The 20,023-nt window shown below is 59.7% G+C and carries 18 protein-coding genes and 3 tRNA genes; 5 read left to right on the top strand and 16 right to left on the bottom strand.

Annotation, left to right across the window (positions count from 1 at the left end; genetic code table 11):
- Positions 1-139: 139 nt before the first annotated feature.
- Positions 140-967, bottom strand: coding sequence for a CheR family methyltransferase (locus DHB74_RS08385; protein WP_499161201.1), 828 nt, complete (start codon positions 965-967; stop codon positions 140-142).
- A gap of 45 nt (positions 968-1,012) precedes the next feature.
- Positions 1,013-1,948 carry a chemotaxis protein CheV gene (locus DHB74_RS08390; RefSeq protein ID WP_136869319.1) on the bottom strand — a complete coding sequence of 312 codons (936 nt, stop codon included), beginning with the start codon at positions 1,946-1,948 and terminating at the stop codon, positions 1,013-1,015.
- A 110-nt stretch (positions 1,949-2,058) separates the two neighbouring features.
- Between DHB74_RS08390 and flgA the strand changes: the two genes are divergently transcribed.
- From flgA to DHB74_RS08410, 4 genes are all read left to right on the top strand, one after another.
- Positions 2,059-2,781, top strand: a complete 723-nt coding sequence (flgA, locus tag DHB74_RS08395) for a flagellar basal body P-ring formation chaperone FlgA (RefSeq protein ID WP_036990531.1) — start codon at positions 2,059-2,061, stop codon at positions 2,779-2,781.
- 147 nt (positions 2,782-2,928) lie between these two features.
- Positions 2,929-3,246, top strand: coding sequence for a flagellar biosynthesis anti-sigma factor FlgM (gene flgM, locus DHB74_RS08400; protein ID WP_036990532.1), 318 nt, complete (start codon positions 2,929-2,931; stop codon positions 3,244-3,246).
- A gap of 37 nt (positions 3,247-3,283) precedes the next feature.
- On the top strand, positions 3,284-3,745 hold the full coding sequence (locus DHB74_RS08405) for a flagella synthesis protein FlgN (protein WP_136869318.1): 462 nt from the start codon (positions 3,284-3,286) through the stop codon (positions 3,743-3,745).
- A 67-nt stretch (positions 3,746-3,812) separates the two neighbouring features.
- Positions 3,813-4,556: a flagellar brake protein gene (locus tag DHB74_RS08410; protein WP_136869317.1), complete on the top strand. Its 744-nt coding sequence runs from the start codon at positions 3,813-3,815 to the stop codon at positions 4,554-4,556.
- Between the two features lie 19 nt (positions 4,557-4,575).
- Here the strand turns inward: DHB74_RS08410 and DHB74_RS08415 are convergent, their stop codons facing one another.
- Together DHB74_RS08415 and DHB74_RS08420 are read right to left on the bottom strand one after the other, a co-directional pair.
- Positions 4,576-5,889 carry an MFS transporter gene (locus DHB74_RS08415; protein ID WP_036991129.1) on the bottom strand — a complete coding sequence of 438 codons (1,314 nt, stop codon included), beginning with the start codon at positions 5,887-5,889 and terminating at the stop codon, positions 4,576-4,578.
- Positions 5,890-6,083: 194 nt separating this feature from the next.
- A tRNA-Arg gene (locus DHB74_RS08420) sits at positions 6,084-6,160 on the bottom strand.
- Positions 6,161-6,478: 318 nt separating this feature from the next.
- Here DHB74_RS08420 and DHB74_RS08425 point away from each other — a divergent pair.
- Positions 6,479-6,796: an Arc family DNA-binding protein gene (locus DHB74_RS08425; RefSeq protein WP_036990534.1), complete on the top strand. Its 318-nt coding sequence runs from the start codon at positions 6,479-6,481 to the stop codon at positions 6,794-6,796.
- 105 nt (positions 6,797-6,901) lie between these two features.
- Here DHB74_RS08425 and DHB74_RS08430 read toward each other — a convergent pair whose 3' ends face one another.
- The 12 genes from DHB74_RS08430 to DHB74_RS08485 all read right to left on the bottom strand — a co-directional run bounded on the left by DHB74_RS08430 (position 6,902) and on the right by DHB74_RS08485 (position 19,975).
- The gene (locus tag DHB74_RS08430; protein ID WP_036990535.1) at positions 6,902-8,038 is read right to left on the bottom strand and encodes a sodium ion-translocating decarboxylase subunit beta; all 1,137 of its coding nucleotides are present in this window, start codon (positions 8,036-8,038) and stop codon (positions 6,902-6,904) included.
- 10 nt (positions 8,039-8,048) lie between these two features.
- Positions 8,049-9,833, bottom strand: coding sequence for a sodium-extruding oxaloacetate decarboxylase subunit alpha (gene oadA / locus DHB74_RS08435; protein ID WP_074780429.1), 1,785 nt, complete (start codon positions 9,831-9,833; stop codon positions 8,049-8,051).
- Between the two features lie 43 nt (positions 9,834-9,876).
- Complete coding sequence (locus DHB74_RS08440) at positions 9,877-10,134, bottom strand: OadG family protein (protein WP_036990537.1); 258 nt, start codon at positions 10,132-10,134, stop codon at positions 9,877-9,879.
- A 157-nt stretch (positions 10,135-10,291) separates the two neighbouring features.
- Positions 10,292-11,722: a magnesium transporter gene (gene mgtE / locus DHB74_RS08445; protein ID WP_036990538.1), complete on the bottom strand. Its 1,431-nt coding sequence runs from the start codon at positions 11,720-11,722 to the stop codon at positions 10,292-10,294.
- 145 nt (positions 11,723-11,867) lie between these two features.
- Positions 11,868-11,944 (bottom strand) — tRNA-Arg (locus DHB74_RS08450).
- A gap of 98 nt (positions 11,945-12,042) precedes the next feature.
- Positions 12,043-12,133, bottom strand: a tRNA-Ser gene (locus DHB74_RS08455).
- A gap of 60 nt (positions 12,134-12,193) precedes the next feature.
- Positions 12,194-12,379 carry a carbon storage regulator CsrA gene (gene csrA / locus DHB74_RS08460; protein WP_036990539.1) on the bottom strand — a complete coding sequence of 62 codons (186 nt, stop codon included), beginning with the start codon at positions 12,377-12,379 and terminating at the stop codon, positions 12,194-12,196.
- A gap of 212 nt (positions 12,380-12,591) precedes the next feature.
- Entirely contained in the window at positions 12,592-13,833 is a 1,242-nt protein-coding gene (locus DHB74_RS08465; RefSeq protein ID WP_036990540.1) for an aspartate kinase, read from the bottom strand.
- Between the two features lie 81 nt (positions 13,834-13,914).
- A complete protein-coding gene (gene alaS, locus DHB74_RS08470; protein WP_499161202.1) occupies positions 13,915-16,536 on the bottom strand; it encodes an alanine--tRNA ligase in 2,622 nt (873 codons plus the stop codon).
- 136 nt (positions 16,537-16,672) lie between these two features.
- Entirely contained in the window at positions 16,673-17,722 is a 1,050-nt protein-coding gene (gene astA, locus DHB74_RS08475) for an arginine N-succinyltransferase (protein WP_036990542.1), read from the bottom strand.
- 1 nt (position 17,723) lies between these two features.
- Positions 17,724-18,746: an arginine N-succinyltransferase gene (locus tag DHB74_RS08480; RefSeq protein WP_499161203.1), complete on the bottom strand. Its 1,023-nt coding sequence runs from the start codon at positions 18,744-18,746 to the stop codon at positions 17,724-17,726.
- Positions 18,747-18,760: 14 nt separating this feature from the next.
- Positions 18,761-19,975, bottom strand: a complete 1,215-nt coding sequence (locus DHB74_RS08485) for an aspartate aminotransferase family protein (protein ID WP_499161204.1) — start codon at positions 19,973-19,975, stop codon at positions 18,761-18,763.
- Between the last annotated feature and the right edge of the window lie 48 nt (positions 19,976-20,023).

Consider the following 20,023-nt stretch of genomic DNA (forward strand, 5'->3'; position numbering starts at 1 on the left):
AGGTTATAAGCAATAGCCGTGCCTATTACATAAATTTCTTACATATCAACTAGTTGAGAAATAAGAAGCGCATCAGGCGGCAATATCCTTCCGCCTGATGGCAAGACTGTCGTGGTAAAACGGCAAAAGCGGCGCAGGCTCAACGAGCCTGGTAGATGATCCCCGGATTGCATTGCACCATGCGGTACAGTTCGGGCAGGCCATTCAATGCCTCGGAGGCACCGAGCAACAGGTAGCCGCCCGGTTTGAGGGTGGCATGGATACGTCGCAGGATGTCCTTCTTCACCTCGGCGGAGAAATAGATCAACACGTTGCGGCAGAAGACGATATCGAACCGGCCGAGCACAGCGTAGCTGTCGAGCAGATTGAGCTGGCGAAATTCGACTCGGCTACGTACCGGCACCTTCACTGTCCAGCGGCCTGGCTCCTGCTGATCGAAATAGCGTGTCAGTCGCTCCTGCGACAGGCCTCGGGCGATCGCCAGGCTGTCGTACTGGGCGGCGCGGGCTGCTGCCAGCATGTTGCTGGATATCTCGGTGGCGACGATCTGCGCCCCACCACGCAGCTGGCCGGGATTGGCCCGCTCGTACTCGTCTATGGTCATACTCAGCGAATAGGGTTCCTGCCCTGAGGAGCACGCCGCCGACCAGATGCGCAAGCGCTGTCCCGGTTGATTGCCGATGAACTCCGGAATCAGCCGGTCCTTGAGAATTTCGAAGGGATAATTGTCACGAAACCACAAGGTCTCGTTGGTGGTCATGGCGTCCACCACCAGCTCGCGCAACCCCGAACGCGGCTGCTGCTGGATATGCCGCATCAGCTCGCCCAGATCACGGATACCGCGCTGCTCCAGCAGTCGATTGAGCCGGCTGGCCACAAGATACTGCTTGTTGTCGCCCAGGACGATACCGCAGGTTCTTTCGAGATAATCCCGGAACAGGTTGAAACTCTGATCAGCAATGCTCACGCAGTTCGCTCCAGGCCAGATGCATGGCAGATGCTATCAGAGGCCTCATGTGTCGGTCGCCTGCAGACGCTGGATAACCCGGTCAGCCAGATCGTCAGGGTTGAATTTCGCCAGAAAGGCATCCGCGCCAACCTTGCGCACCATGGCCTGGTTGAATACGCCGGAAAGCGAGGTGTGCAGCATGACATGCAAGCCCTCCATTCGCGGATCACTTCTGACCTCGGCCGTGAGAGTGTAACCGTCCATCTCCGGCATTTCGATATCCGAAATCAGCATCAACAGCGAATCGCTCACCTGAACGCCGGCATCGGCTTCGGCTTTCAGCCAGTCCAGCGCCTGGCGACCATCATTCAGCGCAATCACCTCGATGCCCAAAGTCTCCAGGCAACGGATGACCTGCTTGCGCGCCACCGTCGAGTCATCGACCACCAACACCTTGCGACTGGTGGTGGCCGCCAGCGTCTGTACTTCCTCAGTCTGTGCCTGCTGCGGCACGGTCCGCTCACCGGCGAGCACTTCGGCCAGCACCTTCTCCACGTCGATGATTTCCACCATTTGCTCATCGACCCGCGTTACTGCGGTCAGGTAGTGCTCCCGGCCGGCGCCCTTGGGCGGCGCATGCACGTCGGACCAGTTCAGATTGACGATGCGTTCCACGGCTCGCACCAGAAAGCCCTGTACCCGGCTGTTGTATTCGGTGATGATGACAAACGCGGAGGACAGGTCCTCCAGCTCCCGGCCACCCGTGGCCTTGCCCAGATCAATGATCGGCAAGGTTCCGCCGCGGATATGTGCCACGCCCCGAACCATTGGATTCAGCTTGGGCAACGAGGTCAGCCGGGGGCACTGGAGCACCTCCTTGACCTTGAATACGTTAATGCCGTACAGCTGCCGACCGCCCAGCCGGAAGAGCAGCAGCTCGAGCCGATTCTGTCCGACCAATTGGGTGCGCTTGTCTACCGAATCCATTATGCCAGCCATGAATAGCTCCTCTCAGATACAAACCAGGCATGGTCCTTGCACCACTTTCATCAGCACACATTCGACGCCGGCATTTTGACGGCGTCACTTGAGTCAGGGCTTCGGATTCCATGCAGTTACCGGCATTTCTCATCAAACTGATCGCGGCTATTGCGCTGCTGAGTTCCAGCAGTCTGAATGCCAGTCCGCTTATTGATCAGCTTATCGGCACGACCACCGACTATCTTGAACAGAAAGTTGCCGCACATCTTGCCAGCAGTACCGCCGAGGCGCGTTTCGAGATCACGGTCAGCCGACTCGATCCGCGGCTGCGGCTGCCATTGTGCCCGGCCGACGCGATCCAGGCCAATCTGGAAAGCCCGGAAGTACCAATCGGGCGCGTCACTGTACGCATCAGTTGTGATAGTGAGGTGCAATGGCGGCTGTTCGTGCCGGCGACTGTCGACCTGTTCCAGCCGGTGGTGGTGACTACCCGCCCGCTACCACGCCATGGCGTCATCAGCGCCGGCGATGTCACCCTGCTTGAACGCAACGTCGGCAACCTCAGCGGCAGCTACCTGACACGCCCGGAGCAAGCCATCGGCCTGCGCACCCGGCGGCCGGTCGCCGCTGACAGCGTGCTGGGCGCCAACCAGCTGGAGCAGGACGAAACGGTAAAGCGCGGTGACAAGGTGGTGATCAGCGCGGCCAACAGCCGGGTCTCGGTGCGCATGCCGGGCGAGGCGCTGGAAAGCGGCAGTACCGGCAGCCAGATCAGGGTGCGCAATACTCGCTCGGACCGTGTGATCCGGGCCCGCATCATCGGCCCCGGTCAGGTCGAAGTGGCAATGTGATGTGGCATCCCGAATCGACTATACTTGTCGCCATCCAATCAGGTATGCAAACTGTGCAGCAGGTCACACAATTATTTCTCCCAGCCCTAAAGTTTCTGCCGTGGCTGCCGTTACAGCAGAAGGCATTCAGGTTCTGAGGACACACCCATGGTCATAGATTTCAATACCGGCGGCACCAATAACGCCGCCCGCAGCAGCCAGACCGGCGCAGCCAGTGGCAAGCGCGATGTGGCGGCGGAACGCCCGAGCGACGACGCACCGACCGCCGGCAAACCGGCAGCCGCCGACTCCGGGGTCAAGTTGAGCAATCAGGCGCAGCAACTGCAGGCTATCGAAGAACGCCTGCGGGAACTGCCGGAAGTGGACAGCGCACGCGTCGAGCAGATCAAGCAGGCCATCGCCGACGGTAGCTATCAGATAGACAGTACGCGGATCGCCGATAAACTGATCGCTCTCGAGCAGTGATCTGATGGTGGCCGTGCAGCCCAGCGGAGAATGAAGGATGCAGGATCTCAGCGCACTTTTTGCCCAGGCCACACAACATTGCGAGCAGTTCGCCGAATTGCTTGATCAGGAACACCAGGTTCTGCTCGATCAGGATATGGACGCTCTCGACGCCCTGACCAAGGCCAAGACGCCGCTGATCGCAGTTCTGGTCGCTGACGAGCAAGCCCTGTCCGCCCAGTGCGAAACACTCAGCAAACCGGCTTCACAAAGCCTGACCGACTTTATCGGCAGCCTGGATAACCCCGCGTTGGCCGCCCAGCACACCGACTTCCTCACTGCTGCCGAACGCTGCCAGAATGCCAACCTGCGCAATGCCAGACTGATTCGCCACAGCCAGCATATCAACTCCCGATTGCTGGACCTGCTGCGCAACCAGGGCGAAGCCAGCCAGAATGTGTACGATCGTCAGGGGAACGCCAGTCGCTCCGCATCCGGGCGCCCGATAAGCCGTGCCTGACAAGGATGTCGCTGGCCTGCCTAGCCAGCCACATTGACTCCATCGCCAGCGAGAAACCGTCGTGTCAATGTTATTCGAACAAGAGGGCAGCCCGCAGCCGCCCCGGGAAGTTACCGCCAGCATCGAAATTCACATTCTGCTGAAGAACCTGCAGCAATTTCACATTCCTCTGAGCATCACCTTCGATGGTCGCAGCCAGACCTTCCAGAGCTATATCGTTGATCTGGATACCCAGAACGGGGCCCTGCTCATCGATGAAATGATTCCGCACATCGGTGACAAGTGGGCCAGCCAGGGAGAAAGCTTTCGGGTAGATGCCTGGCTGGACGGTGTGCACATGCGCTGGGTGGGAGCTGATGCACAGCGGGTGATGCTCGAGGATGCCCCCGCCTTCAGCGTGCCGCTGCCCCACAGCATGATCTACCATCAACGTCGCGGCGCGTTCCGCGCCACCGTGCAACGCAGTATCGATACCCGGGTGGAGCTGATTCACGCCAAGCATCAACGACGCTTCGAGGGAGAGCTGCTGGACATTTCCGCGACCGGCTGCAAGGCCCGCCTGATGGGTAATCACGTGCAAGGGCTGCAGCCGGGAGAGCGTTATGAGCTGAGCCGACTGCTGCTACCGGATACCGCCGAGTTCGATATCAATCTGGAGATACGCCACCGCGAATATCACCAGGACAGCGGCACCACGCACGTCGGGCTGCGCTTTCATCAGCCCAGCCCACAGGCCCAACGGCCAATCGACCGCTTCGTACATTATCTGCAACGCGAAGCACGCCGGCTGGAGAAGGAAGACCTGTTCTGAGGTGCTTTCGTTTACCAGCCTAGCCCGGCCGGTGCTCATCATCCTCTTCGGCGACCGGCTGCTCCTGAGGGTCCGTCTCTTCTTGCATCTGATCGATCACCACCTGCTCGTCGACTCGGGGGTCGATGGCCGCGGCCAGCGGTGACGAGGCCAGGTTACCGGCAGCAGGCATGAACTGGATCGGCGCCTCTTCGACGAGATGTTCTCCGGTAACCCGTTCCGGCCGCACGAAGATCACCAGCAGCAAACTGCTACAAGCCATGAAGACGTACAACATCGGCGCGCCGCCAAACTTCATCAGCACGGACCCGAGCAATGGCCCGGCACTGGCACCCAGGCCAAAGGTGACCAACAGCATCGCCGACAGCAGCACGCGCTCCTCCTGCTCAACGTGGTCGTTGGCCAGCGCCACTGCCAGCGGATAGAGCGTGAACGCCAGCAGCCCAAAGATGCCGGTCAGCAATAGCAGCAACTGCGGCCAGGCCACCAGGGCGATGAGCAGCGAGACAGTGGTGAGGACGATGGCATTTACCTGGATCATCCGGCTACGGTCCAGGCGATCAGACAGCCAGCCCGCAGGCCACTGGGCCAATAGCCCCGCGCCAATGGTGACCGCCATGAACACGCCGACATGCTCGGTGTCCAGACCAACCGAACTGGCATACGCCGGCGCCAGCCCGTAGAAGGCGCCCAACAGCAATCCGGCCACGCCGATGGTACTCAGGGCCTGGGGAATGCGCTTGACGAACAGACGGACTTCCAGCGGCGCCGGATGCAAGGGTGCCGGGTGCAACCGGCGGGTGACCGCCACCGGCACCAGGCACAGGGCAAAGCACATCGCCACGAGAATGATATGGCGCATGCTCAACTCGGGCATCAGCGTCAGCACCAGCTGCCCCAGCCCCAGGCCGAGGAAGGTCACCAGCATATAGCCGGCGAAGACCCGCCCCCGCTGGTGGGATTCCGCCTGCTCGTTCAGCCAGCTCTCCAGCACCATGTACTGACACATCATCGCCACACCCACCAGCCAGCGCAGGACCAACCAGACTTCCACGCTGGATGTCAGCGCGTGGCCGAGCACCGAAGCCGTCACTATCCCGGCGCTGGCAACAAAGGCCCGGATATGCCCGACCTGGGCAATCAACCGATGCCCCACCGACGCCCCCATCACCAGACCGACGTAATAGGCCGTCATGAGCACACCGATCCAGATTTCACTGACATTGGCAGCAGACAGGCGCAGGCCGAGGTAGGTACTGAGCAGACCACTGCCCAGCAGCATCAGAAGAGTGGAGAAGTACAGGGATGAGAAGGAGGCAAAGGTACTGGGCAATGAAAAACTCCCGTTAAGCTGGATACCGGATAAAAACTGCTTCGCTACACAGGATAGCAGCTGCATGAAGGACGCAGCCGGACGCAGCGTCAGGATCGGACACATCGGTACTCAAGGAGCGGGACCAGGAAAAGAGAATTGCATGGACCGGCACGTCAAAGGCCTGACAGTGCGGACTGTCAGGCTCGGTCATCTGGTGCGCGAGCCCGGATTCGAACCGGGGACCTACCGCTTAGGAGGCGGTTGCTCTATCCAGCTGAGCTACAAGCGCAAATGATTGTAAATGCTCGACTTTGTGCTGCGCATGATAACCGATCGCAGACGGGCTTGACCACCTTGACAAATGGTGCGAAAGTTCGATCTCAAATGGCCAGCGCCGGAAAGATGTCGCAAAAAAGAGACGTAATTCCGACACTTTGTAAGCCATTGAAAAAAATGGGTATTAGAGTTGAGCAAAATGCTTTTATCCATTGTCAATGTGTCAGGGATTTTTCCAAATCCTGACGAGATGGCGGTTTGGATGGCAGGAAGCCATGCGGATTCCAACTGGCCGGGATCGATTCATTAGCCAAAGTGATTATTTTTGCCCATGAAAACAGCACTTCAGCATTACACCAGCCGGACAGCTGACAAATTCGTTGTTCGTCTTCCCGAGGGCATGCGTGACCGCATTGCCGAAGTTGCCAAGCAACATCATCGCAGCATGAATTCGGAGATCATCGCCCGGCTGGAGCACAGCCTGCTGGATCTGCCGAGCTTACCCGAGCATCCTTCGCGCCAGACTCTCGATGAACAGCGCCTGGAAGACCTGAACCATCCGGAGCGGGAATTGCTGCTGCGCTTCCGGGAAATGAGCCGTCGTCAGCAGAATGCGCTACTGGCTCTGCTGGCCAGCGAACAAGGCTGAAGTACGCTACGGCAGGCATGGCAAACCGCTCTGCCGCCCTATTCCTCAGCTATAAAAAAACCCCGTCCAGGCAACTGAACGGGGTTTTTTCTATCGGGATATCGGTCAGCTGACGAAGGTCAACAGGATACCCGCCGCCACCGCAGAGCCAATGACACCCGCCACGTTCGGTCCCATGGCGTGCATCAGCAGGAAGTTCTGCGGATTCGCCTCAAGGCCGACCCGGTTGGATACCCGCGCAGCCATCGGCACCGCCGAGACACCGGCCGAGCCGATCAGCGGATTGATGGGGTGCTTGCTGACCAGATTCATCAGCTTGGCCATCAGTACACCACCCGCCGTACCTACGCAGAAGGCAACCATACCGAGCACCAGAATACCCAGCGTCTTGAGCTGAAGAAATGAATCCGAGGACAACTTGGAACCCACCGCCAACCCGAGACCGATGGTCACGATGTTGATCAGCGCATTACGGCTGGTGTCGGCCAGACGCTCGACCACACCGCACTCACGCATCAGGTTACCGAAGCAGAACATACCTACCAGCGGCGCCGCATCCGGCAACAGCAGGGAGATCAGCAGCAACAGAACCAATGGGAACACGATCTTCTCGGTCTTGCTGACGGGCCGCAACTGCGTCATGACAATGGCGCGCTCCTTCTCCGTGGTCAGTGCCCGCATGATGGGCGGCTGAATCAGCGGCACCAGCGCCATATAGGAATAGGCTGCGACCGCGATGGGTCCCAACAGATCCGGCGCCAGTTTGGAGGTCACGAAGATCGAGGTGGGACCATCGGCACCGCCGATGATGGCGATGGAAGCCGCCTCGCGCATAGTGAACTCGAAGCCGGGAACGCCCCAAGCGGTCAGCACCAGGGCACCCAGCAGCGTACCGAAGATCCCGACCTGGGCGGCAGCGCCGAGCAACAGTGTGCGCGGGTTTGCCAGCATGGGGCCGAAGTCAGTCATCGCGCCCACACCCATGAAGATCAGCAGCGGAAATACACTGGTGGGAATACCGACATCATAGATAAGCCGGAGCAGACCGCCGACTTCCGCCATGCCCGCCACCGGCAGGTTGGCCAGGATGCCACCGAAGCCGATCGGAATCAGCAGCAGCGGCTCGAAGCCCTTGCTAATCGCCAGGTAAATGAGCATCAGACACACCAGGATCATGAACGCCTGGCCGGGCGCGATCTGATACAGCCCGGTGGTGTGCCAGAGCACGGATAGCTTTTCCATGGTGGTCTCCTCAGCCGATGGTCAACAAGGTGTCACCGACCGATACCGCATCGCCCACCTTGACGTTGACCGTACCGACGACGCCCGCCTTGAAGGCGCGAATCTCGGTTTCCATTTTCATGGCTTCCAGGATCATGACCAGTTCGCCTTCATCCACCTGCTCACCCGGCTGCACCAGCACCTTGAAGATATTACCAGCCAGCGAAGCCACTTGCGGATCGCCTCCGCCCGCTGCGGGCACAGCTGTAACCGGAGCTGGTGCCGCGTCACCGACCTGCTTGATGCCAGTGATATCACCGCCATCAGCTACTTGAACCACGAACTCCTTGCCATTGACCGTGACGGTATACACTTCCGGCTCACCCGGCTTGGTGCTGGCAGCCGCCAATTCCTGGCCGGTGGGTGCCGGCTCGAAGGCTGCCGGGTTACCGCGGTTCTCCAGGAACTTCAATCCGATCTGCGGGAACAGGGCGTAGGTCAGCACATCATCGATCTCGTTCGCTGCGAGCTTGATGCCCTTCTCTGCTGCCAGATTGCGCAACTCGATGGTCAGCTTGTCCATTTCCGGCTCAAGCAGATCCGCCGGGCGACAGGTAATCGCCTCCGCACCGTCGAGCACCCGCGCCTGCAGTTCGCTATTGAAAGGGGACGGCGCCGCGCCGTATTCACCCTTGAGCACACCGGCAGTTTCCTTGGTGATGGACTTGTAACGCTCACCGGTCAGTACGTTGATGACCGCCTGGGTGCCAACGATCTGCGAGGTGGGGGTAACCAGAGGGATGAAGCCCAGGTCTTCACGCACCCGCGGAATTTCCGCCAACACTTCATCGAATTTCTCACCAGCGCCCTGCTCCTTGAGCTGGCTTTCCATGTTGGTCAGCATGCCGCCGGGCACCTGCGCCACCAGAATGCGCGAATCCACACCTTTGAGGTTGCCCTCGAATTTTGCGTATTTCTTGCGTATCTCACGGAAATAGGCAGCGACCTCCTCCAGCAACTCCAGATTCAAGCCGGTATCCCGCGGCGTGTTCTGGAAAATCGCCACGACCGACTCAGTCGGCGAATGGCCATACGTCATCGACATGGAGGAAATGGCCGTATCGACATTATCGATACCCGCTTCCGCCGCCTTGAGAATAGCGGCAGTGGAGAGACCGGCGGTCGCGTGACATTGCATGTGCACGGGAATGCTCAGCGTCTGCTTGAGCCGTGTTACCAGCTCGAATGCCACATAGGGGTTGAGAATGCCAGCCATGTCCTTGATGGCCAGGGACTCGGCACCCATGTCCTCGATCTGCTTGGCCAGGTCGACCCACATCTCCAGCGTGTGCACCGGGCTGGTGGTATAGGAAATGGTACCTTGGGCATGCTTGCCGACCCGCCGCACCGCCTTGAGCGCAGTTTCCAGATTGCGCGGATCATTCATTGCGTCGAACACGCGGAATACATCCACGCCATTGGTCGCCGCGCGCTCAACGAACTTTTCCACCACATCATCAGCGTAATGGCGGTAACCCAGCAGGTTCTGGCCGCGCAGCAGCATCTGCTGGCGGGTGTTGGGCATGGCTTTCTTCAACTCGCGGATACGCTCCCAGGGGTCTTCTCCCAGGTAACGGATACAGGCATCGAAGGTCGCGCCACCCCAGGATTCGACCGACCAGAAGCCGACCTGATCCAGCTTGCCGGCAATCGGCAGCATGTCTTCAAGACGCATACGGGTAGCGAGGATGGATTGGTGCGCGTCGCGCAGAATGACGTCGGTAATACCTAATGGCTGGTTTTTCAGGTCGGTCATAATGATATGGCCTTTATTTTGTAATTTTTTCTGGATGAGCTTTTCAGCTACGGCGGCGTGCGCGGTGCTGGCTGACAGCCGCTCCTATTACGGCGAGCATTTCGGAGTCGACCGGCTGCGCGATGGCGGCAGCCGCACGTTTCGGTGCAGCAATGGTGGGTGCAGCGTCAGGAAAGAAACGGCTGATGATGAAGGACATCAGGTTGATCAAGCCAACCAGCAGCACCAGAAAGACAAATACCGTTCCCAGCCCCATGAACATCAAATCAACGCCTTCCATCACCAGTTCGGAAGAGGTCATTATTTTTCTATCTCCATTAAAAAAGCGCACCACTTACGTGGACGCGCTTCTTGAGGACAGACGGAACGAGACACCATTCCGTCACTACAAAGCCGGGGTAATGTATCCTGATGTGACATCCTTGGCAATCAATGCGACACTGGAAAAGGCGCCGCGCCTATAGCAGAAACAGGGTAGCCAGCCCGAGAAAAATGAAAAATCCGCCACTGTCGGTGATGGCGGTAATCAGCACACTGGAGCCCAATGCCGGGTCGCCGCCGGTGCGCAGTCTGGCCAGAGGGATTACCACACCCATCAGCGCCGCCAGCAGCATGTTCAGCAGCATGGCTGCCATCAACACGACTGACAGCGCGACGTTGCCATAGAGAATGTAGGCAATGATCGCCAGCATCAAACCCCAGAACAGACCGTTGATCATCGCCACCCCCGCCTCCTTGCGCAGCAGCCGCTGACCGTGAGCGACCTGCACCTGACCGGTGGCGATGCCGCGGACAATCATGGTGATGGTCTGATTACCGGAGTTGCCACCAATGCCGGCGACGATGGGCATCAAGGCCGCCAGCGCCACCAGTTGCTCAATGGCTCCTTCGAACAGACCGATTACCCGGGAGGCTATCAGCGCGGTACAGAGGTTGATTGCCAACCAGGCCCAACGGTTGCGCACGGATTTCCAGACCGAGGCGAAGATGTCCTCTTCTTCGCGCAGACCGGCAGAATTGAGCGCTTCCGTCTCGCTTTCCTGACGGATGTAATCAAGCACTTCATCAACGGTCAGGCGACCACATAGCACCCCACCGGCATCCACTACCGGAGCCGTTACCAGGTCATAGCGTTCGAATGCCTGTGCCGCTTCGCTGGCATGGGCCTGGGGATCGAAAATCACCGGGTCCGTAACCATTACCTCGGCCACCAGTGCATCCGGCGAGCTGACCAGCAGTTTCTTGATCGGCAGTACGCCCTGAAGCCGTCCATCATTATCGACAACGAACAGCTTGTCGGTATGGTCAGGCAGGATATCGAAACGGCGCAGATAGCGACTGACCACTTCCAGGGTGACATCATCACGGATGGTCACCATATCGAAATCCATCAGCGCGCCGACTTCGTCCTCGTCGTAGGACAAAGCCGACCTGAGCCGCTCCCGCTGTTGGGCGTCCAGCATGTCCATCAGCTCGCGAACCACGTCCCGCGGCAGATCCGGCGCCAGGTCCGCCAGCTCATCAGCATCCAGCATATTGGCCGCAGCGATGATTTCCTGATTGTCCATGTCGGCAATCAGGATTTCGCGCACCGCGTCCGAGACTTCCAGCAGGATCTCGCCATCGCGGTCATATTTGACCAATTGCCAGACCGCCAGGCGTTCGGCCAACGGCAGGGATTCGAGAATATAGGCGACATCCGCTGAATGCAGTTCATCCAGCCGATGCTGCAGCTCGATCTGGTCCTGCTGCTGGAGGGGATTGATCAACCCGGGACCGCCATGACCGCGCACCAAGGCATCAGCCAGCCCGTGCCGTTCCAGCAACTGCACCACCTGATCGACCCGGTCCTGCAGCCGCTCTGGGGATTTTCTGTTCAGCTCCGACATCGGTGCGTCCTCCGACAAGACAAGGCTCTGCGCAGCCGCAATGACATGGCGGCTATGATCAGTCTGGCAGGCTTTTACACAGCCATGATGACTGCATTCGCGGGACGAAAAAAAACCCACTGGATGTCCAGTGGGTTTTCTCGCTTGGCGCACTCGGGAGGATTCGAACCTCCGACCGCTCGGTTCGTAGCCGAGTACTCTATCCAGCTGAGCTACGAGTGCGTTGTTGGTGCGTATTATATAGGCTTTTAATTCCCTGTCAAATGTTTTTTTCTTTTAAATTCAAGAACTTAACAATTGACAACCTATAAATACAAAAGTGGCGGAGAGGGAGGGATTCGAACCCTCGACACCCTTTTGAGGTGTACTCCCTTAGCAGGGGAGCGCCTTCGGCCTCTCGGCCACCTCTCCGTAACACGCGCAGAATATTAACTGCGCGGCTGCGCTAATGCAATGAAAAATTTAAGAAAATTAATCATTTGATGCTTCGTCTTTTTCCTTTTGAATGCGCTGGTAGATTTCTTCGCGATGAACAGCCACTTCTTTCGGGGCGTTGACGCCGATACGCACCTGATTCCCCTTCACGCCCAGTACCGTTACGGTAACTTCATCACCTACCATCAGGGTCTCACCAACCCGTCTCGTCAAAATAAGCATTCCATTTCTCCTTGCTCAATAATCAGGACACAGCTCTGCAATAAACCGGCTTGTTGCCTGTCAGCCGTCAAGCTTGCATGAATGTGACCACAACCGGCACCGAGCGTTCGATGCCATGGCCATTTCATGCTGATCGAGACCAACACGCGGGCACGACAGCCAGAAACCGTGCCCACCGAGATGACCGCGCGGCCGCCCCGTTATTCATGCCGTCAGATATGGTCAGAATCCTGCTCGGGTGCATCCAGCTCAAAGGCGGAATGCAAAGTACGCACGGCCAGCTCCAGGTATTTCTCATCAATGACGACGGAAATCTTGATCTCCGAGGTGGAGATCATCAGGATGTTGATGCCGTGGCGCGATAACGCCTCGAACATCTTGCTGGCCACACCAGCGTGGGAACGCATACCTACGCCAACAATGGACACCTTGGCGATGGCACTGTCGCCCGCCACTTCACGAGCACCGATATCGGTCGCAACCTTGCGCAGGATTTCTTCGGTGCGCCGCTGGTCATTGCGATTGACGGTGAAGGTGAAGTCGGTGGTCTGATCCTTGGACACGTTCTGCACGATCATGTCGATTTCGATATTGGCGGCGCTGACCGGCCCCAGGATCTTGTATGCCACGCCGGGGGTATCCGGCACGCCGCGGATAGTCAGTTTGGCTTCGTCACGATTGAACGCAATGCCGGAGATGACGGGCTGTTCCATTGAAAGATCTTCCTCAAGGGTAATCAGGGTCCCGGGACCCTCTTTGAAACTGTGCAACACACGCAGTGGCACGTTGTATTTGCCGGCGAATTCGACCGCGCGGATCTGCAGTACCTTGGAACCGAGGCTGGCCATTTCGAGCATTTCCTCGAAGGTGACCTTCTCCAGGCGGCGGGCGCTCTCCACTACCCGCGGGTCCGTGGTATAGACGCCGTCCACATCAGTGTAAATCTGACATTCATCGGCTTTCAGCGCCGCTGCCAGCGCCACGCCGGTAGTATCCGAACCACCACGACCCAGGGTCGTGATGTTGCCCTGCCCGTCCACGCCCTGGAAACCGGCGACAATCACTACCTTGCCGGCATCCAGTTCGGCGCGCAGTTTCGCTTCATCTATATGCTGAATGCGGGCCTTACCGAAAGAGCTATCGGTTTCGATGCGCACCTGGGCACCGGTATAGGAGATGGCGGGTACACCGATGGACTTGAGCTTCATGGCCAACAAGCCAATGGTGACCTGTTCGCCAGTGGACAGGATAACGTCCATTTCCCGCTGATCCGGATCTGCACAGATGTCCCTGGCCAGCCCAATGAGGCGATTGGTTTCGCCACTCATTGCGGATACCACGATGACCAGATCATGGCCCTGAGCCTTGAACCCTTTGATTTTCTCAGCCACCTGGGCAATGCGCTCCACACTGCCGACCGAGGTACCCCCAAACTTCTGGACAATAAGTGCCATCTGTTGCACCAACTCCCAATGCGAAATCGGTTATCCCGACCGTTGTGTCGATCCGCCTGAAGCGGACCGACCCCTATTCATTTACTGCTGTGCGATCCATTCGGCAGCGCCGGCCAATGCATCATCCAGCGCGGCCACTTCGGTGCCGCCGCCCTGGGCCATGTCCGGCCGGCCACCACCCTTGCCGCCCACCGCCTGTGCGGTATTGCGGATCAGGTCACCGGCCTTGACCCTGGCGGTCAGGTCCTTGGTGACGCCGGCCACCAGCACTGCCTTGCCGTCCAGCTCGCCGCCCAGCAGCACCACTGCCGAACCCAACTTGTTCTTCAACTGATCGATCAGCGCCAGCAGCGCCTTGCCGTCCAACCCGTCGAGACGCTTGACCAGGACGTTCATGCCGCCCAGCTGCTGTGCTTCACCGGCCAGGTCATTACCAGCAGCGCTGGCAGCCTTGGCCTTGAGCTGTTCCAGATCCTTCTCCAGCAGGCGGTTGCGATCGATGACCGCGGCCAGCTTGTCCAGCAGGTTGTCACGGGAGCCCTTGACCAGCTGGGCCGCCTGGCGCAGTTGCTCTTCCGACTGATTGATCCAGTCCAGCGCCGCCTGACCGGTAATGGCTTCGATACGCCGCACACCGGAGGCGATGCCACTTTCCGCAGTGATGCGAAACAGCCCGATATCACCGGTACGCTCAACATGCGTGCCACCGCACAACTCGACGGAGAAACCGCCGCCCATGGTCAGCACCCGTACCTGATCGCCGTACTTCTCACCGAACAGCGCCATCGCGCCCTTGGCTTTGGCGGTCTCGATGTCAGTGACCTCGATCTCCACTGCCGAGTTGTGGCGGATCTGCTCGTTGACCAGACGCTCCAGTTCACGCAACTGCTCGGGGCGAATGGCCTCGAAATGACCGAAGTCGAAACGCAGGCGCTGGCTATCGACCAACGATCCCTTCTGCTGGACATGCTCGCCCAGCACCTGGCGCAGCGCCGCATGCAGCAGGTGAGTAGCTGAATGGTTACCCTTGGTGGCGTCACGCACGCTGTCATCCACCACGGCGCGGAGCGAGGTGCCGGCGTTCAGGCTGCCGCTGCTCACCACGCCATGGTGCAGATGGGCACCGCCAGCCTTGGTGGTATCGCGCACATCGAAGCGCACGCCGGCACCTTCAAGATAGCCGGTATCACCCACCTGGCCACCGGATTCGGCATAAAAAGGAGTCTGGTCCAGCACCACCACGCCTACCTCGCCCTCGTTCAGGCTGGAAACCTGCTCGCCATCACGGTACAGGGCAATTATCTGGGCGGAGCCGACAGTCGCAGTGTAGCCGTCGAACCGGGTTTCACTATCCACCTGTACCAGCTGGTTATAGTCGAGACCGAACTGGCTGGCCGAACGCGCGCGCTCACGCTGGGCGGCCATGGCACTTTCGAAGCCGGCCTCATCGATGGTCAGATCGCGCTCACGGGCGATATCACCGGTCAGATCCATCGGAAAGCCGTAGGTGTCATACAGTTTGAACACTACGTCGCCGGGGATCTCGCTGCCCTTGAGCTCGGCCAGATCCTGTTCGAGGATGCGCAGCCCCTGCTCCAGGGTCTTGGCGAATTGCTCTTCTTCAGTCTGCAGCACCCGCTCGATATGCGCCTGCTGAGCCTTCAGCTCGGGAAAGGCGTCCCCCATTTCTGCCGCCAGCGCAGCGACGATACGATGGAAAAAAGTCCCGGTCGCGCCCAGCTTGTTGCCATGCCGGCAGGCGCGCCGGATGATGCGCCGCAATACATAGCCACGCCCTTCGTTGGAAGGCAGCACGCCATCGGCGATCAGGAAACCACAAGAGCGGATATGGTCGGCGACGACTTTCAGGGATGCCTGGCCTTCGTTGGCACAGCCGATAGCTTTGGCCGCTGCATTGAGCAGATTCTGAAACAGGTCGATCTCGTAGTTCGAATTGACATGCTGCAGCACGGCGCTGATGCGCTCCAGCCCCATGCCTGTGTCCACGCTCGGCGCCGGCAGCGGGTGCATCACGCCGTCGGCCGTGCGGTTGAACTGCATGAAGACGTTGTTCCAGATCTCGATGTAGCGATCGCCGTCCTCTTCCGGGCTACCGGGCGGGCCGCCCCAGATATGGTCGCCGTGGTCGAAGAAGATTTCGCTGCACGGACCGCACGGGCCGGTATCACCCATGGCCCAGAAATTGTCGGAGGCATAGGGCGCACCCTTGTTGTCGCCGATGCGCACCATACGCTCGGCGGGCACTCCCACTTCCTGGGTCCAGATATCGTAGGCTTCATCGTCACTGGCGTAGACGGTGACCCAGAGCTTCTCGGCGGGCAGATTGAGCCACTTATCCGAGGTGAGGAATTCCCAGGCGTAGAGAATCGCGTCCCGCTTGAAATAGTCACCGAAGCTGAAATTGCCCAGCATTTCAAAGAAGGTATGGTGACGGGCCGTATAACCGACGTTTTCCAGGTCGTTGTGCTTGCCGCCGGCGCGCACGCACTTCTGGCTGCTGGTGGCGCGGGTATAGGCACGTTTTTCCAGACCCAGGAAACAGTCCTTGAACTGGTTCATCCCGGCGTTGGTAAATAGCAGCGTCGGGTCGTTGGCCGGCACCAGTGAACTGGAGGCGACGCGGGTATGGCCTTTTTCTTCAAAGAAGCGAAGGAAAGCTTCACGGATCTCAGCGCTTTTCATAGGTCCCTTATCACGGATCAGGTCGGCCGGGCTATCGCCGGGCAGGATTCGTCATTATATAGGCATCGCAAGATAGCATGCATCCTGCGGTCAGTTCGTTTGTATCTATCGGAGCGATTAATGTTGCGTCGCGCGGTCAGGACATGCCCGCGTAAGGATCGGCCACCCCATCCGCCGCACCGACCAGCGCCACGGCACGTACCGGCGCGCCGGCACGCAGACGCAGCAGTTCGGCGGTTTCCGGCGCCACCACCAGACTGCCCGCAGCGATGCGGCCAGCCGCTGCAGTGATACGGCACTTGTCGCGTTCCCGGTTATGCACCAGGTAGGTCTGGGCATCATCCCCCGGCGTGCCGGTGGCCAATATCAGCTGTTGGCTTTCATGGATACTGCGCACCTGGTTGCGCGGCGCCTCGATGGTGATCCCGCCATCAAAAATATCGATATACCCCTGATAATTCAGCCCTTCCTCGGTGAGCATGGCCAGCGCCGGCTCCGAGTCCGGATGCACTCGCGCAATGGCGTCCCGCGCCTCCTGACTGAGGAAGCAGGTATACAGCGGGAATTTCGGCATCATCTCGGCAATGAATGTCTTGCTGCCGGTCCCGGTCAGGTAGTCGGCTCGGGCAAAATCCATGCGAAAGAAATGCCGGCCCAGGCTGTCCCAGAATGGCGAACGCCCCTGCCGGTCGGACAGCCCGCGGATTTCCGCGATGATGCGCGGCGAGAAGTCATTGCCGAATTCCGCCATATGAATGAAGCGCGCCTTGGACAGCAGGCGCCCATTCAGGCTATGCCGGTGGGGCACGCTCAGATACAGCGAGCACAGCGCCGTCGCGCCGGTCAGATCGTTATTCAGGAACAGCGTCGGTTGCTGACGATAGACATCCAGCTCCCGATTGGCGGTCACCGTCAGGCCCACCCGGTAGCTGTACCAGGGCTCGCGCAAACCCGCGGCGGCGACCATACCGCTGGTGCCCACCACCTGACCATCACCATCCTCGAGCACAAACAGGTAATCGGCATCCGCATTTGGCAGCTCGCCGGCAAAGCTTGCCGTTACCGTCTGTAGCCGTCGGCTCAGCCGCTCCTCGCTGGCCGGCAGGCTGGTCAAGCCCGACCCCACGCCCGAGGCCAGCTCCAGCAAAGCCGGCAGATCGTCCATTCGCGCTGCACGCACCAGCATGTCAGGCACCTCCAATCAAACGGATCGTGTCACCTTCGGTCACTTTCAGCAGCTCGGCCAGGCGGGCATCCAAGGTCACGGGCTCGCCCGGTTGCCACGCCAGCTCGCACAGGCAGGAGCGGAAATCGCGTATCTTCTCGTTGGCCACCAGCCAGGTGCCGGTAGCCGCAGCCGGCTGGCCGATGTGCACCGTTGCCACTTCGCTGCCACGTACCGAGGTCAGCTCGGCGCTCTTGGCCTGCACGACCGGGCCGCCATCGAAGATATCCACGTAATTGTCGGTCTCGAAACCTTCCTGCATGAGGATGTCGTAGACCACCTGCGACGCCGGGCGTACCTGCCCGATCACTTCCTGGGTCGCGTCCGGCAACATGGACACGTAGATCGGATAGCCCGGCATCAGCTCCGCCAACAGACCTCGGCCGTGGCTGCCGCTCAGGCGCTCGGCCTCGCGGTAGTCGACATCGAAGAAGTGCCGACCCAGGCCATCCCAGAACGGCGAGTTGCCCTGCTCATCGCAGACCCCGGAAATCTCCACCGCAGTGGATTCGGCAAAACGTTGCGGGTGCGAAGCCATGAATAGCAGTCGCCCGCAGGCATTGAGCTTGAGCGTCGCATAGTCGCCCTTCCAGGGCGTATCCAGATAGAAACCGGTGAGCAGGCTGTGGCCGGTCAGATCATGGCACAGCGACAGGACATGCATGCGGTTGTGCAAGCCCAGCTCGCGGGACGCATGCATGAAGATATCGTTGCGGAAGGTGTGGAACGGCTGACTGAACCCAGCCGCCGACATGATGCTGCTGCAACCGGCAAGACGGCCGGTCTCCAGATTTTCAAGGACGAAGAAATAGCGTTCTTCACCAGTGAAGGTAACCGTCTCATCCGTCGCCGCCTCGCTGCCCTCGATGATCACCGCCAGCTGCTCGCTGTTCGCCGGCAGGGAGGTAATCCCCACCGGACTGGCAATGGCCAGGCGTTCTATTTCGGGCAGATCGGTCAAGGTACACAGGCGCTGGATGAGCATGGCAAGCCTCCGGTTTATCCGACCAGGCGCAGCAGCGCGGACCGCAACCGCCCCAACCCCTCACGGATATCCGCTTCGGGAATGATCAGGCTGGGGGCGAAGCGAACAACATCGGCGCCCGCCTGCAATACCAGCAGGCCTTCTTCCTGGGCCAACTTCATTACCTGGCCCGCCTGGCCGCGCCAGCGCTCGGCCAGTACGGCACCGATCAGCAATCCCTGGCCGCGGATGTCGGAAAACACACCGAGTTCGTCCGACAACTGACGCAGGCCCGCCGTCAGTTGCGCCTGACGTTCGCCAACACCATCCAGTACCTGGGGCGTATTGATGATATCCAGTACCTTCTCGGCCACCGCGCAACCCAGTGGATTGCCGCCGTAGGTGCTGCCGTGGCTGCCGACGGACAGCGCCGGGGCCACCCGGTCGGTGGTCAACATCGCGGCAATCGGGAAGCCTCCGCCGATGCCCTTGGCGCTGGTCAGAATGTCTGGCGCGACACCACTGTGCATATAGGCATACAGCTTGCCGGTACGACCCATGCCGCTTTGCACTTCATCAAAGATCAGCAGCGCATTGTGCTTGTCGCACAGTGCGCGCACAGCCTGAAGATACTCGGCCGTCGCCGGAATCACCCCGCCTTCACCCTGCACCGGCTCGATCACCACGGCACAGGTGCGCGCGGAAATCTGCGCTTCGAGGGCGGCGATATCGTTGTAGGGCACGTGGCTGATACCGGTGATCGCCGGGCCGAAACCCTGGGAATACTTGGGCTGGCCCCCGACGCTGACGGTGAACAGGGTCCGGCCATGGAAACTGTTGCTGCAGGCGATGATCTCGTGCTTGTCCGGCCCAACCTGATCATGCGCCCAGCGCCGCGCCAGCTTGAATGCCGCCTCGTTGGCCTCGGCACCAGAGTTGACGAACAGCACCTTGTCGGCAAAAGTCGCCGCCACCAGCTTGCCGGCCAGTCGCAACGCCGGCTCGTTGGTCATGATATTGGACACATGCCAGAGCTTCTGCGCCTGTTCGGTCAGCGCCTCGACCAGCTGCGGATGGGCATGCCCCAGCGCATTGACCGCAATACCACCGGCCAGGTCGATGTAATCGCGGCCCTGCTGATCCCACAGTCGCGACCCGTCGCCACGCACCGGGAGCATGTCCACGGGGGCATAGTTGGGTACCATCAACCGATCGAAATCGGCGCGACTGACCTGCATTGACTGCGACATTTCCTCTCACTCTCCTGTATTCGCCATGGCGGCGGGTAATAATACGGT

This window comes from Pseudomonas sp. G11-1 (genome assembly GCF_024031555.1).
Taxonomy (GTDB): Bacteria; Pseudomonadota; Gammaproteobacteria; order Pseudomonadales; family Pseudomonadaceae; genus Halopseudomonas; species Halopseudomonas bauzanensis.